At 42.4% G+C, this 16,334-nt stretch carries 14 protein-coding genes; 6 read left to right on the top strand and 8 right to left on the bottom strand.

Annotated elements, in window-relative coordinates; genetic code table 11:
- Positions 1–29: 29 nt before the first annotated feature.
- The 5 genes from ABID99_RS01030 to ABID99_RS01010 all read left to right on the top strand — a co-directional run bounded on the left by ABID99_RS01030 (position 30) and on the right by ABID99_RS01010 (position 4,842).
- Positions 30–761, top strand: a complete 732-nt coding sequence (locus ABID99_RS01030) for an ABC transporter permease (RefSeq protein ID WP_090529338.1) — start codon at positions 30–32, stop codon at positions 759–761.
- Positions 758–1,510: an ABC transporter ATP-binding protein gene (locus ABID99_RS01025; RefSeq protein WP_373612606.1), complete on the top strand. Its 753-nt coding sequence runs from the start codon at positions 758–760 to the stop codon at positions 1,508–1,510. Before ABID99_RS01030 ends, ABID99_RS01025 begins: the two co-directional genes overlap by 4 nt.
- A 132-nt stretch (positions 1,511–1,642) precedes the next feature.
- The gene (locus ABID99_RS01020; RefSeq protein WP_354485876.1) at positions 1,643–2,533 is read left to right on the top strand and encodes a class I SAM-dependent methyltransferase; all 891 of its coding nucleotides are present in this window, start codon (positions 1,643–1,645) and stop codon (positions 2,531–2,533) included.
- Between the two features lie 120 nt (positions 2,534–2,653).
- Positions 2,654–3,727, top strand: a complete 1,074-nt coding sequence (locus ABID99_RS01015) for a DUF4148 domain-containing protein (protein ID WP_176627916.1) — start codon at positions 2,654–2,656, stop codon at positions 3,725–3,727.
- 149 nt (positions 3,728–3,876) lie between these two features.
- The gene (locus tag ABID99_RS01010; protein ID WP_373612605.1) at positions 3,877–4,842 is read left to right on the top strand and encodes a Gfo/Idh/MocA family protein; all 966 of its coding nucleotides are present in this window, start codon (positions 3,877–3,879) and stop codon (positions 4,840–4,842) included.
- Positions 4,843–5,015: 173 nt separating this feature from the next.
- Here ABID99_RS01010 and ABID99_RS01005 read toward each other — a convergent pair whose 3' ends face one another.
- From ABID99_RS01005 to ABID99_RS00975, 7 genes are all read right to left on the bottom strand, one after another.
- A complete protein-coding gene (locus tag ABID99_RS01005; protein ID WP_176627914.1) occupies positions 5,016–5,861 on the bottom strand; it encodes a metallophosphoesterase in 846 nt (281 codons plus the stop codon).
- 95 nt (positions 5,862–5,956) lie between these two features.
- Positions 5,957–6,523, bottom strand: coding sequence for a cupin domain-containing protein (locus ABID99_RS01000; protein WP_373612604.1), 567 nt, complete (start codon positions 6,521–6,523; stop codon positions 5,957–5,959).
- Positions 6,524–6,893: 370 nt separating this feature from the next.
- On the bottom strand, positions 6,894–7,715 hold the full coding sequence (locus tag ABID99_RS00995; RefSeq protein WP_373612603.1) for a glycerophosphodiester phosphodiesterase: 822 nt from the start codon (positions 7,713–7,715) through the stop codon (positions 6,894–6,896).
- A 6-nt stretch (positions 7,716–7,721) separates the two neighbouring features.
- On the bottom strand, positions 7,722–8,819 hold the full coding sequence (locus tag ABID99_RS00990) for an alkaline phosphatase family protein (RefSeq protein ID WP_373612602.1): 1,098 nt from the start codon (positions 8,817–8,819) through the stop codon (positions 7,722–7,724).
- A 65-nt stretch (positions 8,820–8,884) separates the two neighbouring features.
- A complete protein-coding gene (locus tag ABID99_RS00985; RefSeq protein WP_176627910.1) occupies positions 8,885–10,495 on the bottom strand; it encodes a SusD/RagB family nutrient-binding outer membrane lipoprotein in 1,611 nt (536 codons plus the stop codon).
- A gap of 17 nt (positions 10,496–10,512) precedes the next feature.
- The gene (locus ABID99_RS00980) at positions 10,513–13,809 is read right to left on the bottom strand and encodes a SusC/RagA family TonB-linked outer membrane protein (RefSeq protein ID WP_373612601.1); all 3,297 of its coding nucleotides are present in this window, start codon (positions 13,807–13,809) and stop codon (positions 10,513–10,515) included.
- 177 nt (positions 13,810–13,986) lie between these two features.
- On the bottom strand, positions 13,987–14,571 hold the full coding sequence (locus ABID99_RS00975; RefSeq protein WP_090529368.1) for a phosphonate degradation HD-domain oxygenase: 585 nt from the start codon (positions 14,569–14,571) through the stop codon (positions 13,987–13,989).
- 298 nt (positions 14,572–14,869) lie between these two features.
- Between ABID99_RS00975 and ABID99_RS00970 the strand changes: the two genes are divergently transcribed.
- Entirely contained in the window at positions 14,870–15,448 is a 579-nt protein-coding gene (locus tag ABID99_RS00970) for a helix-turn-helix domain-containing protein (RefSeq protein ID WP_090529371.1), read from the top strand.
- 85 nt (positions 15,449–15,533) lie between these two features.
- Here ABID99_RS00970 and ABID99_RS00965 read toward each other — a convergent pair whose 3' ends face one another.
- On the bottom strand, positions 15,534–16,289 hold the full coding sequence (locus tag ABID99_RS00965) for an AraC family transcriptional regulator (RefSeq protein ID WP_218117268.1): 756 nt from the start codon (positions 16,287–16,289) through the stop codon (positions 15,534–15,536).
- Positions 16,290–16,334 lie beyond the last annotated feature (45 nt).

The following is a 16,334-nucleotide window of genomic DNA, read 5'->3' as shown; positions in this document are numbered from 1 at the left end:
TATTTTTAACCGATTTTTTATGCATCTACATGTTTCATAGCTTAGGAAAATATATACTCTTACTGCGTTTAAGTTTCAGGAAACCCGAAAAATTCAGTGTATACTGGGCCGAGATCATGCGTGAGATGGTTTCGGTGGGTATTGGCTCTTTGGGCATTGTTGCTATTATTTCGCTTTTTATTGGCGCGGTAGCTACCATCCAAACGGCTTTCCAGCTTATCAGCGATTTTATCCCCAAAACAGTGGTAGGCGGTATTACCCGCGATTCAACTATCCTGGAGTTTAGCCCAACCATATCGGCACTGGTATTGGCCGGCCGTGTAGGCTCGGCCATGGCATCGCAAATTGGCACGATGCGCGTTACCGAACAGATAGATGCCCTGGAGATTATGGGTGTAAACGCCCCTGGTTATTTGATATCGCCTAAAATCATTTCCGGTGTTACCATGATCCCCTTACTGGTTATTGTTTCTGTAGGTTTAGGATTAACCGGCGGCTATATTGCCTGCTGGGCATCTAATGATGTATCAACCAACGATTATTTGAGAGGACTGACCGACGGATTTAACCCGGTTATTGTCACCGTTTGCGCCGTTAAAGCGATATCGTTTGGCTTCGTAATTACCTCCATATGTTCATACCAGGGCTTTTATGTTAACGGCGGATCACTTGAGGTTGGCCAATCTGCAACACGCGGGGTGGTGTGGAGCTGTATCATGATCCTGTTTTGTGACCTTATCATTTCACGCCTGTTACTATGATCGAAATACAAGACGTATATAAAACCTTCGGCGAAAACGAAGTACTGAAGGGCATCACTGCAATTTTCCATCCCGGAAAAAACAACCTGATCATCGGCGGGTCTGGTTCTGGTAAAACCACCTTGCTTAAATGCATTGTTGGGCTGCATGAACCTACTAAGGGCGATGTGATTTTTGATGGTGAGAATTTTACCAATATGAATTTTGAGCAACGCGTGCCTATCCGTACTCAAATAGGGATGCTTTTTCAGAACTCTGCCCTTTTTGACTCCATGACGGTTGAGCAAAACATTATGTTTCCGCTTAACCTGTTCACCGATCAATCAAAAAGCGAAAAACTTGACCGCGCCAACTTTTGTCTCGAAAGGGTTAACCTTGCCGGCAAAAACAAATTATATCCATCCGAACTATCAGGAGGTATGAAAAAACGTGTGGGTATTGCCCGCGCCATTTCCATGCAACCTAAATATTTGTTTGTTGACGAACCTAACTCGGGCCTTGATCCGGTAACATCTATCCTGATAGATGAACTGATTGCCGAACTTACAGCAGAGTACAGCATTACTACCGTAGTGGTAACCCACGATATGAACTCGGTAATGGGGATTGGCGATCACATCATTTTCCTTCACCAGGGTAAAAAATGGTGGGAAGGATCGAATAAGGAGATAGCCAAAACCGACAACAAAGAGCTCAACGAATTTGTATTTGCCAGTCCGTTTATGCGGGCAGCGAAGGCTACTTTGTAATTGGCAGTTTTCAGTGGCAGTAAGCAGTGTGTGCAGAGTTATCTGCATGTATTTTTATAATAACTATATTTGCAACCAATTTATTGACTGGGGCATGCAAACTGCCAACAGCATACTGCAAACTGAATAAGAATGATCCAATTACTTACCCCAACGCACTGGAAAGATTACGAACTGATTGATTGCGGCGATTTTGAAAAGCTGGAACGCTTTGGGAACACCATACTTATCCGCCCCGAACCCCAGGCGGTTTGGAACAAAACACTGCCCGCTTCTGAGTGGCAGCGCTTACACCATATTAAATTTAAAGGCCGATCGGCAACCACAGGCGAATGGTTGAAAAAAGACCCTAAAACTCCCGACCGCTGGCATATCGAATATAAAAACAAGGAAGCGGCCATTAAGTTCAGGCTGGGACTAACCTCATTTAAACATGTGGGCATCTTCCCGGAGCAGGCTGTAAACTGGGATTATATCAGCCAAAATGTAAAACGCTTTAAAACCCCCGAGCCCAAAGTACTTAACCTGTTTGCCTATACCGGCGGCGCTTCATTAATTGCACGGGCAGCAGGTGCCGATACCACTCACGTTGACTCCATAAAACAAGTAGTTACCTGGGCCAATGAAAACCAGGAGATCTCGGGTTTGAAAGATATTCGATGGGTTGTTGAGGATGCTTTGAAATTTGTTAAACGCGAATTGAAACGCGGTAAAAAATATAACGGTATCATCCTTGACCCGCCAGCTTACGGCAATGGGCCCAACGGCGAAAAATGGAAACTGGAAGATAACATCACCGAAATGATGCGTGATGTAACCCAACTGCTCGACCCTGAAGAGCATTTCCTGATCCTGAACACTTACTCTCTTGGATTTTCATCTGTAATAGTTGAAAACCTCATTAAAAGCTCGTTCCCGCAGGTGCAAAACCTCGAAATTGGCGAGCTTTACCTGCAGGCCACAGCCGGGTCAAAACTACCTTTAGGGGTTTTTGGAAAGTTTCATAAAATTAAAAGTAATTAATTTCCAATATCTATCTTTGGCGGCGACCAAACCAACACAATTGCTGCTTTATAAGTAGCTGGAAATTAAATTAATTAAACACGCCTTACATACACCTGCATTATATTGAAAGTTAAAACAATGAAATTAAAAACGCTTGTACTATCCGCTACATTTGTGGCATCGGCAGCTTTGCTTTTAAACAGCTGCTCACAAAACGGCAGCAATGCCAAAACCGACGGTAAAAAAACCGCAGCTGCAGTTAAAGGTGATTCGGCCCAGGCTGAAACAGCAGATACCTTAAGCGTTAAAAAATCCACCTACCCTCCTATTGATAAAAAGCTGTACGATTCGTTGATGAAATTCAACGCGCATGGTGATACTACAGGCAGGTGGCCAGTAAAAAATACGCCTTATCCAATTGGTGGAGCTATTTTACCATTCAAACGTGTAGTTGCTTATTACGGTAACCTATACTCAAAAAGAATGGGCATTTTGGGCGAATTGCCGCCAAAAGAAATGCTTGCCAAATTAAAAGGCGAAGTAAAACACTGGGAAAAGGCAGATCCTAAAACTCCTGTTCAACCTGCGTTGCATTACATTGCCGTTGTAGCCCAGGGCGATGGCGGTAAAGACGGCAAATTCCGTTATCGTATGCCATTTAAACAGATCGACAGTGTATTGGTACTGGCTAAAAAAGCCCATGCTATTGTATTTTTAGATGTACAGGTAGCTTTAAGCAACATCCGCGCGGAATTACCACTACTTGAAAAATACCTGGAATTGCCACAAGTACATTTTGGTATGGACCCTGAGTTTTCAATGAAAGACGGAACTCACCCAGGTAAAAAGATTGGCACTTATGATGCCGATGACATCAACTACGTATCAGACTATCTTGCCAAAATTGTTAAGAAAAATGGACTGCCGCCAAAAATCCTGATAGTTCACCGCTTTACTAAAAAGATGGTGACCAATTATAAGAGTATCAAATTGCACCCGGAAATTCAACTGGTAATGAACATGGATGGCTGGGGCGAACCTGACCTAAAAACCGGCACTTACCGCTACTTCATTAACCAGGAGCCGGTACAGTTTACAGGCTTTAAATTGTTTTACAAAAACGATATCAAAAAACCACCTCACCACATGTTAACCCCTGAGGAGGTTTTATCAAGATACAAACCATACCCGATTTATATCCAGTATCAATAAGTTGGAAGTCTTAAGTCGAGAGTCTAAGTAGGAAGTTAAAAGTCCTGAGTAGGTAATAATATATTATTTACTCAGGGCTTTTGCATTTAAAGCCATATACTTGAAAAATCAATTTTTGACTTAGAACTCCGAACTTAAGACTTAGAACTATGTTTAAATGGGGCATTATTGGATGCGGGCGTATTGCACACAGATTTATGCAGGGTTTCGCAGTTGTTGATGGCGTTGAACTTGCAGCATCCCATTCGCGTAGAGCTGAAACTGTTGATGCCTTTGTTGCACAATATGGTGGTATAGCTTGTAGAAGTATCGATGAATTACTCGCCAGTGATATCGATGCAGTTTATATAGCTACGCTGCCTGACAGCCATGCCGCCTATAGCATTGCCGCGCTTAAAGCAGGTAAACATGTGCTTTGCGAAAAACCGGTTACCGTAAACCTTGCCGAGTTGGATAATGTACTTGCCGTTGCCAAACATACCGGCTTGCTTTTTATGGAAGGAATGAAACCGCCCTTCTACCCTTTATACAGTAAATTAAAAGAATATATTGCTGATGACCCTATAGGCCCGGTTGGTTATGTGCGTGCAGGATCGGCCGTGGCAGATTGCCCGCCCGGTCATCCAAATTACAATCTTGAACTTGTTGGCGGTAGCCTGATGGGCATAGCCATTTACGAAGCATTTTTAGCACTCGACTGGCTCGGCCCCATGCAGGACATCCAAGCCATGGGCAGGTTTGGTGAAACCGGGATCGACATGTTTGCCATTTTTCAAACCCTGCATCAAAATGGCTACGCCCAATTGTATTGCGGCTTTGATATGCATGGTAAAGGCGACGCATTGATAGTAGGTACGCTGGGGCATATTACCATCCACAAAAACTGGTGGAACCCGGCAAAGGCAACTATTAGTTATCTTGATGGCCGCACGATAGAACTGGATGAACCATTTGTTGGCGGAGGGCTTAATTATGAAATCATCCATTTTTGTGAACTTATAAAACAAGGCAAAACCGAAAGCTTGGTACTGCCTCATGATCTATCCAGGCAGATGATTGCCATGATAGATCAGGCAAGGGAGCAAATAGGGTTAAAGTATCCGGTGGAAAAGTAGAATCTATAATAAACTTTGCTGGCGCAAGTTTTGTGCGATAGCCGGAGCACGGCTAACTTGTGCCTTCTACGTCATGCAAAGGGACAAAGCAGGAAAAGCACAAGTCAGCCATCCACATACCCAGGGCTCAAGACTTTCGCTAAAAATACTCCATAATAAATCCGAAATTCTATTTACAGTTTAGCTGAGTTTAGCACCGGGTTTTGGCTTGCGTTTACCTGGTAGGTGTAGATAGCATTTTGCTCATCAACTTCAACTATGCGATAGCCTTTGTAGTCAGTACCCCAGTCACCGCCTATATGCGAATCAAAAAAATGTGGGAGTTTATCGGTATAACGTACGCCATCTAACAAATGATCATGCCCATGAAAAACAGCTTTAACGTTGGGATAAGCATGCAGCAATTGGATAGTTTCAGGGCAATCGACAAATACATCATTCTTAACCCATTTGGTAGGCGGGATGTGCAGTATCACAAAAACTATCTTTTTATCTGCAAGTTTGTCTAATGAAGCTTTCAGAAAAGCATTATTGGGGCATGTATAAACGCCTTTTGTATCAGCGGTGTGAGCCAGTACAAAACCTATATCGCCAAACTCTACCGTGTATTTATCCTCATAACCAAAGGCATTCTTCCAAACTGTGGCATCCGCAAAATCATGATTGCCGGGGATGGTATGGTAGGGGACATTTAATTTATCAAGGTATTTTGTTTTGATCTCCGGGAGCAGGTCCGGGCGATTGTGTACCAGGTCGCCGTTCACGATAACAAAATCAAGGTGGTTTTTGCTATGATCCTCGTTTAGCCATTTAATCATGTTGCCGGTGTGTAAAGCAAAGTCAGTTTCCGGCTGCCCGTAGTGAATATCAGATGCTAAAGCAAACCTTAATTTTAGTTTGGTTTTAGTGGCACGGCTATACCGGTTATTTTCGGCAGCAAAACTGTTAACAGCAGGTAAAAGACTTAAAGCGGCAACACCTGTTAAGGCAGTGCCAAAAAATTCGCGGCGCGAGGTCATAGGCTATTATTTTACGGCAAAGGTAGGCTTGGGGTGTTAAATGAAAATTAAGAAAACATCGAATTTGACGTGTATTGTAATATACCGTAAGAAGTTTACTCCAGTTTTAACGGCGGACCCACTATTTGCATATCATGGTCGTTAAAAATTTGGGCGAGTTCCTGTTTTGTTGGTTCATGATCCAATGCTTGCATTGTTACAAAAAAATCTTCAAGCTTACCAGCAGGTTGAAACGTAACCGTCATTTTTCCTTTTTCAGATACTTGTGTCCATGCATGTGGTACATTTCGGGGTAAAAAAACACTATCGCCTGTACTCAAATGGAACTTATCTTCACCAACCTGGAAGTAGTAGGCGCCATCTAAAACATAAAATATCTCGTCTTGCAAGGGATGCACATGCAATGGAGTACCCCGGCCTTGCGATAAACTTGTTTGTTCAAAAATAGCCAGGTCTCCGTCGGTATCACTGCCAGATACTTTCACATCCATTATATTTGAATTGACCCCTTTTAATTTAATATGCCCATGTATGCGGCCCTCTCCCGCACCTATTTTAAATCCTTTGTTTACCCGCATAAATCTCTTTACATCTATAGAAAAGGACGTTAAAGGCATTGCAGCAAAAGCTAACATGGCAGTAATGAAATTATTTCTTTTCATGGCAAAGCGGTTTTACATTGGTTTATAAAAAGAAACCCGTTAATATCTTACCTCATTGATATAAAAGTAGTTATAATTATTCAGTTACGCTAATCCTACGTATTCTTACGTAATCGGGGTACCGTTTTAGTTGATATATATATTCCGAGGGCTTTAATATTGCCTGCAACCTTTACCGGTTAGATGGGCATACCGAAAGGTCGCGGCGCGAGGTCATAGGATATTATTTCATTTGCAAACGTTGCTCTGTTATGGTAAATGACAGTTAAGAAACTATCTGAATCAGAATTTTCAAAATGCTTGAATTTTCAGAATTAAACACATCACATTCCGGACATTCTTAAATTCTGAAAATTCTGATTCAGACAATTTACCTCAACCCCTTTTCTTTTAAAAACTTCACCAAAGCGGCAGGATGGTCTGTTTGTAAACCTTTTAAACCTGCTACAAGGGCTTTGTTCCAATCCGCAGGGCCTTCACCTACACTTTGGATATCAGGCCAAACCGGGATGTGGTATTCTCCGGCCAAGGCCACCATATCAGCAGTGTATTGGTTATAAGATCCGTCAAGAATATCGGGGTGATACTGATCAATGAAGCTTTTCATGCCGGCAGTATTTTTAACACTATCGGGCAGGCTCAGCATCAGCGGCATTTTGGGGGCAGCTTTTCGCCAGCCTGTAAACTGAGCCGCGCTGTTGATATAAACCAATATCTGTTTTTCCATGCCATATTCTTTGATCGTTTGGTAAGCCTGTTCGGGGTCTGCAGCCTTAAAATCAAGGTAGATCCCTATCCGGTTTTTACACAATTGCAGGATCTGCTTAAAGGTTGGGATCCGAAATACCTCTTTGCTTGCAGTGTCCTTGCTTTTTACCTTTAACTGCAATAGCTCCGCAAGTGTAAAATCCTTCAGTTGGCCTTTGCCATCAGTCATGCGGTTAATGCTGCCATCATGCATGCTTACCAGCTCACCATCTTTGGTGGTACGCAGGTCTATCTCTACATAATCCGCCTCATTTTTTATTGCCTCCTTATACGCTTCAAGCGTGTTCTCCGGATAAATGACGTGATCGCCGCGGTGGGCAGCGACTATAAACTTATGCCTTGAAACAGGAGCCGGGTTGGCCTGCCACCCATCACCGGGTAGCAGCCATAGTAAACCCAAAATTGTTAATAGTTGAAAACGCATCGTTATTTATTTTTTACCTGTAACACTACTTATCGCATCCCCCACCTCATGACCTGCCGCGGCCTTAAAATTAAAGCCCAATAAATTGGCTATGGTTTGAGCCAGCTGCTTATGATAAGTTGTTTCACCTTGTTTCATTTCGCCCGAGGCAGGCGTATCCGGACCGATAACTGCAAACCAGGTTTGCTCTGAATGCAACACGTCCGACCCATGGTCATGCCATTTCTTCATCGGCTCATCTCCCCTGCCGTGGTCACAGGTGATGATCAGGGTAGTTTTGTTTTTATATGCCGGTTCTGATTGGATATAATCCCAAAGTTGTTTTATAAAGCCATCTTCCTGTTTAATGCGATCAAGGTAAAATTTATAATTGCCTGCATGGGCCATATCATCCGGTTCATCAAACGATACATATAAAGCACGCGGCTTGTATTGCACCATGTAATTTTTGGCAAACTCAAATGTCAGGAAGTCGATGCGGGTTGAATCGCTGATATAACGCGGTGCTTCCAATTGCAGTTCATTCAAGTATTTCAGGCGGTTGTTCATACCAGGAACATCCAGAGGCATAAAACCGGCGTTAACTAAAATACCGGCACGTTTCGGGCTTAAGATCTGCGAAAAACGTTCCCACGATGCAAATGCGGCTACCTTGTTTTCAAAACCTTTTTGCTTATTCAGAAATTCAAGCAGGTTCATGTTGGGGTTATAGATCCCATCGTTGGTATTCATGCGCTTATCCGGGAACCCAGTAAATATTTCATTATATCCCGGGTATGAAAAATGATAGGGGTTGGCTACTTCATCTTTACTCCCCAGATCGCGGTTTCCGTAAAGCTGACCTTTTTCAACCAAAGTACTCCAAAAGAAGGGCATCAGCAGTTTACGACGGTCAGCGGGTGCGTCGGCCCAGAAATTTTTACGCACCTCATTTTTATCATGCGTATCATTTGAATTGATGATGGCCGAATCGGCACCACGGAAAACCTCCTGCCAGCGTAAACCATCGATGGTGACAATAACTACATTTTGAGTTTTGCGCGTTTGCGCAAAGAGGGGGGTAAAAGATGCTGAAAACAGCATCACTAAGATCAGCTTTTTCATAGGTTGTGTTTAATCAATAAAGGCCCCAAACTAAGGGGCCTTTATATAGTGTTATTTACGGTTTGTTATTTAAGCAACCACATGATGCCATTGATATCATCACTGCCGCCAAACTGGCTTGTTAACGCCGCTTTGTAATTTGTAGCGTTAACAGTACGCTCTGACTGCGGATATTCAAAACGTGTAGGGATACGGCTGCTATTACCCGTCCCCGGCCCGGTAGTGAATGCAGGTACACCTGTACGACGATAAGTGAAATATGACTCAAGGCCTGAGTGACGGAACAACGCGAGATATTTTTGCTGTAATATTTGTGTAAGACCTGTTGCACCGTCGGCATATTTTACAGCAGGTTGCGCATAGTAGGTTGTCCAGTTAACAGTAACCGGGAACACATCATAGCTCGACTGATCGGCTGGACCTTTGGTTGCGCCCGGTCTGTAAAAGTATGCCGAAAATATACTTGAACCGGCAACTGTTGGGATACCATAATACTGGTACGATGCCTGGATACCATTAATATAATAGGTTTCGGCATTGCCTGTTGCCCAGCCGCGGTTAATACCTTCGGCAATATTGAACATCAATTCAGGGTAGCCTATCTGGATACTTGGCTCGCCTATATAAGTTGAATAAAAGTGTTTACGGTTAATGAACGAGTAGCGCTGTAAGGTTGCATTGTTATACATCACACCAAGGTCAAGACCCGGATCGGCACCTACAAATGAATCAAAACTTGTTGGGCTTTGTTTCAGCGTATCAACCAAATAACGTGAAGGCTCTGCAGTTACAAAAACCCTTGGATCTTTAAATTTAGTAAGCAAACCGATATAAGTTGCCGATGAGTTTTGCCTTGATCCGTTTTGACCAAAGTTATCCGGGTTTTGAGGATAGTAGTTACTCGGCGCTACAAATTTATATTGCAGGTTATCGTCATTGCTGGTCATCAGCGGGTATTTAGTTGGATTACCAACAATAGCGGCAAATTGTGCTTTTACATCAATATCAGCTGTTTTTTTACTTAATGCAAGTAATAACCTGATGTGGAAACTGTTTACAGTTTTTTGCCACTTTGTAAGATCATTACCAAAGTAGATATCGTTTGACAAAGCGGCACCAACCCCTGTACCGCCCGAATTTGGATCGGCAATCAGTTTGGTTAAGTCGGCATTAGCGGCTTCAAGCCATGCTAAACATTGTACCATTACATCTTTCTGCGCATCATATTTGGGAGTAAGGTTATCCAGGCCTTTCAACGCATCGGTCATTGGAATATCACCTTCTTCGAGGCTCATTTTGCTGAAGAAGTAAGCCCTGAAAAATTTACCCATAGCTTCATACGGGTTAACGGCAGCGCCACCGGTTGCTGCAGCACGCTGCTCCATTACTACTACGTTTTTTAACGTGTTGTAATAGTTATCGCCACCGTCGGCAAAGGCATCATAACGGTTATTGCCATAATAATCGTAGTTATAAAGGTAATATTGCGAATAGATCTCATTGCTTGATTGTGGCAAATCAGCCATCTTATTAAGGATCCCGTTGAATAATAATGATGCCGGCACAACGCTTGGTACATTATTATTTTTGGTAAGGTCCTCAAAACTTTTCTTACATCCGGTTACTGTTAGCAAAGCAAACGCCGGCAGTATTAAAATTCTAAATATCTTTTTCATAATCATCGTATGTTTTATTAGAATGATACATTTAAGTTAAAACCATAGCTACGTACTGTAGGCGACTGCAATACAGTTGAAGAAGTAGCATAGTTATACTGATCTAAATCCACATCCTTGAAGCGTTTGTCTCCGTAGAAGTATAGCAGGTTACGGCCATAAACCGATACCGATGCTTTTTTGATGAATGATTTATCAAGCCATGCTTTAGGGAAATCATAACCAAGGGTTACTTCACGAAGTTTTGAGAAGGTTTTGCTCATCAGGTTTGACTCGTCGACATTGTAATATTTACTTACATAGTCTTGAACCAATACTGTTTTGCCGTTAGGAGCATATTGCAAAGCACCGTAGTTAATAATTTTACCGGTAGCAGGGTCATAGTTTATAGCAGCACCGTTTGATACAGTTACACCTTGGCCCACATAGCTGCCGTTATAGCCTGCTTTGCCAAAGTTTTGCCAGTCTTTATAACGGGCATCACCCAAAGCACCTGTAGCGGTTTCGATGTTTGCACCGCCACGCATGGTTTTGTTGTGCATGTAGTCGATGATCACGCCACCAACCGAACCGTCAAACTGGAAACCGAAATTGATGTTTTTGTAATGCAGTTTGTTGGCAAAGCTCCATTGGTATTTAGCATTTTCGTTACCCAAATACTGGGCAACAGGTAATGCTAATGGTTTACCGGCGGCATCGTTGATGATTTGGCCCTGCGGGGTTCTTGCAAAAGCAGTTCCATATAGTTTGTCGGTACGGTCTCCTTTTTTGAAGAATGTTTTGTAAGCGTCCTGACCCGGAGGCAACTCTTCATAAACGTCTTTAAAGGTAGCTACGTTAACTAAAACATTCCAGCTAAAACCGCCAAGATTTTTGATAGGGGTGCCTTCTAATGAAAACTCATAACCGGTTTTCCTGGTTTTTAAAGCGTTAAGATATAAAGTGGTGTAACCAGTAGCCGTTGAAATTGAGTTAGCTAAAATTTGCGGACCGTCAATATATTGGAAAGTAGTAGCTGATAAACCTAAACGATTTTGTAAGAATTTGATATCGAAACCTTCTTCGTAGTTAACGCGAGTTGAAGTTTTGATATTTGGCTGATACAAAAAGTCAGATGCAGAAGCTGCCGGTTGGCTGTTATAGGGTTTACTGGTTAAGTAGAACGGGTTAAGCTGATAACTTGGGCCGTTATAAGGCGAGTTATAAGTACTGCCGTAACCAAGCGGATTTAAGAATAACGGGTTTGAATTTGGATTGCTGGTAGTTGTTGAACCGCCATAAACCGAAATAGCGTTAAATGGGGCAGGGCCAATTGTTGAACTTGAAGCATCGGCTTTTACTGTTGAGTAAGATGCCCTTGCTTTTAAGAATGAGATAACCTCGGGCAGTTTAACGTAATCAGAGATCACTGTAGCTGCCGATACACTTGGATAGTAATAAGTAGTTACGTTTTGAAAAGCCGACGATTTATCAATACGGCCGGTGCTTGATAAGGTAGCATATTTACCAAATGTAGCGTCAATTGAGTAGTAACCGCTTAACACACGTTCGGCTGATGAGAAGTTGGTTGACTGTACAGCGTTTTTCGAGTTACTGAAAGCGTAAACTTCCGGCACGTTCAAATAATCTGTTGATGTCCAGCTGGAGTTGTAGTTGAAGCTACGCAGGTTTGAACCAACTAAACCTGATAAGTTCACGAAGTTTTTGATCGTGTAGTTGTAGTTAACAAATAACTCGGTGTTGTTATCAAACAGGTTACGACGGTCTTCGCGGTAATCGCCCTGGTTACCTTCACGGCCATAAGGGTGGGCCGAAAATGGAAGGTCTTCAGTACGAAGGATGTTATACGTATCAATTTGTGAGCGCAAAGTAACATTTAAGTTATCGTTGATTTTGAAGTTACCTGACAAGTAACCGTAAACGTCGTTTTTGTAATGGCCGCGGGTCCATTTTTGAGTTAACAGGTAAGGGTTATGGTAACGGGTGTACTCGGCAAATACCGATTGTACGCCTTCTTTACCTGGCTGCCAAATAGCTTTGATATCCGGTGCGTTGATATTCCAGTCGGCACCTGTCCATACAGCAATGTTATAGATAATACTGTTAGGGCCGTATTGCACATCTGGAAAGTTATCAGTTGATTGCCTGTTAAAATCAACGTTCGCTTCAAATTTCCAACGCTTTGTAGGAGTGAACTGAGCGTAAAAGTTAGCATTGGCTATATCAAGGTATTGAGAAGGGATATAGCTTGTCTGGTGCTGTTGTGAAACTGAAAAACGGGTTACATAAGTATCACCAACCGAACCTAATGATATGTTATTGTTGGTTTGGTAACCGGTTTTCAAAAAGTTTTTCAGGTTGTCTTTACCACGTGCAACCCATGGAGTGCCCTGGCGCACGCCGTTAACAACCGGGCTGTCATATTGCGGGATTAACTGACCTGCAAAGTAAGGGCCCCAAACGTCGTAATCGCTGTCCACACCACCTGGTGCACCACCTTTACCATCAACAAAGGTATAAAAAGTGTTTTCACCCGGACCAAACAAGCTTTGGGTACGAGGGAAAGCAAGGAAGCCCGTATTCATTACCGTACTGCTGTTAATATCAACTGTCAAGCCTTTTTTGTTTTTCTCGCCTTTCTTAGTGGTAATTAAAATCGCACCGTTTTGTGCACGGCTACCATATAGTGCGGCTGCAGACGGGCCTTTTAACACTGTATAGGTCTCGATATCATCAGGGCTGATGTTATAGGTATCAGTATTAATAGGAAAACCGTCAACAACATATAATGTAACCGAGTTACCCCTGATCAATACAGATGGGTTACCCAAAAGTTCGGCCGAAGGGCCTACTGATAAACCGGCCACTTTACCTGTTAAACCTGTAATAGGGTTAGGGTCGCGGGCCATGGTAACATCGGCACCGTTTACTGATTGGGTTGAGTAACCGATACGCCTGGTTTCTTTCTTTACACCAAGGGCTGTCACAACAACCTCATTTAAAGCCTTGCTATCGCCAATCATAGTTACGTTTATGGTTGTTTTGTTATCAACTACAACGTAAACCGGCGCGTAACCTACAAATGAGTAAATGAGTGTTTGACCGGCAGTTGCCGTAATACTGTAACGGCCATCAATATCGGTAACAGTGCCTTTATTTTGTTCTTTAATTCTTACGCTTACGCCCGGCAGGGGCAAGTGTTTGTCATCGGTAACAGTACCGCTTATTTTGGTTTGTCCGAATAAAATAGATGGAGCTACGCAAAATAACAAAACCGTTATTACGGTTTTTAATCTCTGGTAAATCTTGTTCATCTGCTAAAGTTTAAGGGTGAAATAGTTAAATTTTTCATACAGCAATACTAAACTTTGTTTATTATTAGTAAACCAACTTAGTATTAAGCTATACTTAACTTGATGTTCACCCTGTGTTAAGCAGGTGATTTTTATAACAGGCAGATTATAAATTAATCACAAAAACTTAATATGATATTATTCATTTACCACTTGCAGATGCGCCAGGGCAATTGCTTTTAAATGATCAAGGTTATTTACGGGTACATGCATTTCCTTGGCCATGTCGTCCCAGTACCGCAGTCTGATGATAAGTTCAGCATCCTGGTTTAATTCAAATTCTGCAGCTTCGGCCGCAGTCATCACGCCTCCCTGAAATTCGAGGGTGGCTTTACTGGCATCCGACAGGCGATTATAGTATTCGGGATATTTATAAGTAAGATATCTTTTGGCAATTACATGGCCCTGCACCAGGTTGGCAACCCGTTCAGAAAACCCACGCTCCAACAGGTAATCGGCACCCAGGCGCTCATGGTCAACATTGCCCATGCCATCCATACTTCCTGCTTCTTCAGCATCAGCACAAAGATGCCCTATATCATGAAAAAACGCGGCAAGTACAACCTCATCGTCATAGCCCTCAGCCTCCGCAAGCGAAGCTGCCTGCGACATATGCTCCAGTTGAGAAACAGGCTCCCCTATATAATCGGCATCGCCAAATTTTTCGTATAAAGAAAACACTTCATCAACCACAGCGTTCGGATTATATTGAGATGGTGCCATGCAATTAAAATTTTTAGGTGCAAATAAACAGCATGCAGATTAGGTAATTATTAAATATTCATGAAATATATCAATCAGAACCCATATTTAACATTAAATTTTAATACAACAGGGCCGCTTATCTTGCTAAAGATAGGCAATTTCAAAACGCACGTATTGTTATTGAAACTTAACTAATACAACAATATTATATAAATATCCGTTAACATTTACACTATACTGTTCAAAGCGTAACAAAAAAATCATTTTGGATAAATAGCCTGATTAATTACTTTGCGCACCAAATAACCTGCTATAGATGGAAGAAGACATACTGATACAGATCAGTAACCGGATAAAAGAACGCCGCCGGGAAAAAAATATAACCGTACAGGAACTTGCTATAAGGGCTAACGTAAGTAAAGGCCTGATATCCCAAATTGAAAACAGCCGTACCATTCCATCGCTTATCGTACTGATAGATATTATTAAAGCACTGGAGATAGATTTGAACGAGTTTTTTAAAGATATGCGTTCAAAAAGCGATCATCTCCCAGTTTTGGTAAAGCGCAAACACGAATACGATCATTTTGAAAAAGAACATGCCGATGGTTTTCATTACCAGCGCATCTTTACACAATCAATAAGTCAAAGTACTGTTGATATCGTAATATTGGAGCTTGAACCCGATGCCTCCCGTCCGCTTGTTGAAACCGAAGCATTTGAATATAAGTATATCCTATCCGGCCAGGTTGCTTACCGGTTTAATGACGATACCGTAACCCTTAACCAGGGCGACAGCATGCTCTTTGACGGGCGCATCCCCCACACTCCAAAAAACATGGGCGATACCACGGCGAGCATGCTGGTGGTATACTTTTTTGAAGAGAAGAAGTAGTTTAGTGAATGGTTGATTGGGTTGATTAAGTGAGTGGTGAATTGGATATAGAATAATACACTTTTATCAACAGAAAAAACTCCGGTTAGTGCGTCCACTCGGTAGGTGCTTTGCCAAATTCTTTTTTAAACGAATGGGAAAAATGGGCCAGGCTTTCAAATCCTAAATCGAGGTAAATTTCAGATGGTTTACGGTTTTTGTTTTCGATGAGGTGGCGCGCCTCCGCAAGTCGCCTGGTTTGCAGCCAATGTCGGGGCGAAGTATCAAAAGTTTTTTGGAAATCACGTTTAAATCCCGCAAGGCTCCGGCCGGTAAGTTGCGCGAATTTCTCGACAGGTACGTTAAAATGAAAATTGCTGAGCATAAATTTTTCCAGGTCGATTTTATGAGGCTCCGAAAAATCGAACAGGAAATCTTTAAGCTCGGGCATAGTATGTAGTAATAAGTGTACGGCTTCCCTTACTTTCAGCATGCCCAGTTGTTTGGTTATTTTTTCGTTGGGATGGTGTACATAAGGAATCACAGATTGAAAAAAGCCCCGCAGAAATTCACTTTCGGGGATTTTGATATTGGGCTGACCGGTGTATTTCCGTCCCGGCTCTATCTGTTCTTCCAGGGCAAGCTGCCGCAGCATATCTTCTTTCAGGCAAATGATGATAGTTTGATAGTCACCGCCATCAACGGGCATTTTGACGAGTTCGCCCAATTGATTTTTACGGATCAGCATCATTTCGCCGCCCTTCATCGAAATTTTTTGATTTGCGGTTTCGATGCTGAATTGCCCTGAAACCTGTAATACCAGGGTGCTATGCTCAAAAAAACCTACCTTTTCCTTTCTCATCCTCGAGAAAAAAGAATAAAAGATTACGCCTGGAATTATTTCGGT

Source organism: Mucilaginibacter sp. OAE612, assembly GCF_041806395.1.
Classification (GTDB): domain Bacteria; phylum Bacteroidota; class Bacteroidia; order Sphingobacteriales; family Sphingobacteriaceae; genus Mucilaginibacter; species Mucilaginibacter rubeus.
This window is presented reverse-complemented; position numbering and strand designations above follow the sequence as displayed.

Coding starts and splice junctions, on each gene's coding strand:
- ABID99_RS00985 (WP_176627910.1), bottom strand. CDS start 10,495: ATGAAAAAGATATTTAGAATTTTAATACTGCCGGCGTTTGCTTTGCTA.
- ABID99_RS01020 (WP_354485876.1), top strand. CDS start 1,643: ATGATCCAATTACTTACCCCAACGCACTGGAAAGATTACGAACTGATT.
- ABID99_RS00995 (WP_373612603.1), bottom strand. CDS start 7,715: ATGCGTTTTCAACTATTAACAATTTTGGGTTTACTATGGCTGCTACCC.
- ABID99_RS00975 (WP_090529368.1), bottom strand. CDS start 14,571: ATGGCACCATCTCAATATAATCCGAACGCTGTGGTTGATGAAGTGTTT.
- ABID99_RS01030 (WP_090529338.1), top strand. CDS start 30: ATGTTTCATAGCTTAGGAAAATATATACTCTTACTGCGTTTAAGTTTC.
- ABID99_RS01010 (WP_373612605.1), top strand. CDS start 3,877: ATGTTTAAATGGGGCATTATTGGATGCGGGCGTATTGCACACAGATTT.
- ABID99_RS00970 (WP_090529371.1), top strand. CDS start 14,870: ATGGAAGAAGACATACTGATACAGATCAGTAACCGGATAAAAGAACGC.
- ABID99_RS00990 (WP_373612602.1), bottom strand. CDS start 8,819: ATGAAAAAGCTGATCTTAGTGATGCTGTTTTCAGCATCTTTTACCCCC.
- ABID99_RS00980 (WP_373612601.1), bottom strand. CDS start 13,809: ATGAACAAGATTTACCAGAGATTAAAAACCGTAATAACGGTTTTGTTA.
- ABID99_RS01005 (WP_176627914.1), bottom strand. CDS start 5,861: ATGACCTCGCGCCGCGAATTTTTTGGCACTGCCTTAACAGGTGTTGCC.
- ABID99_RS01015 (WP_176627916.1), top strand. CDS start 2,654: ATGAAATTAAAAACGCTTGTACTATCCGCTACATTTGTGGCATCGGCA.
- ABID99_RS01000 (WP_373612604.1), bottom strand. CDS start 6,523: ATGAAAAGAAATAATTTCATTACTGCCATGTTAGCTTTTGCTGCAATG.
- ABID99_RS01025 (WP_373612606.1), top strand. CDS start 758: ATGATCGAAATACAAGACGTATATAAAACCTTCGGCGAAAACGAAGTA.
- ABID99_RS00965 (WP_218117268.1), bottom strand. CDS start 16,289: ATGAGAAAGGAAAAGGTAGGTTTTTTTGAGCATAGCACCCTGGTATTA.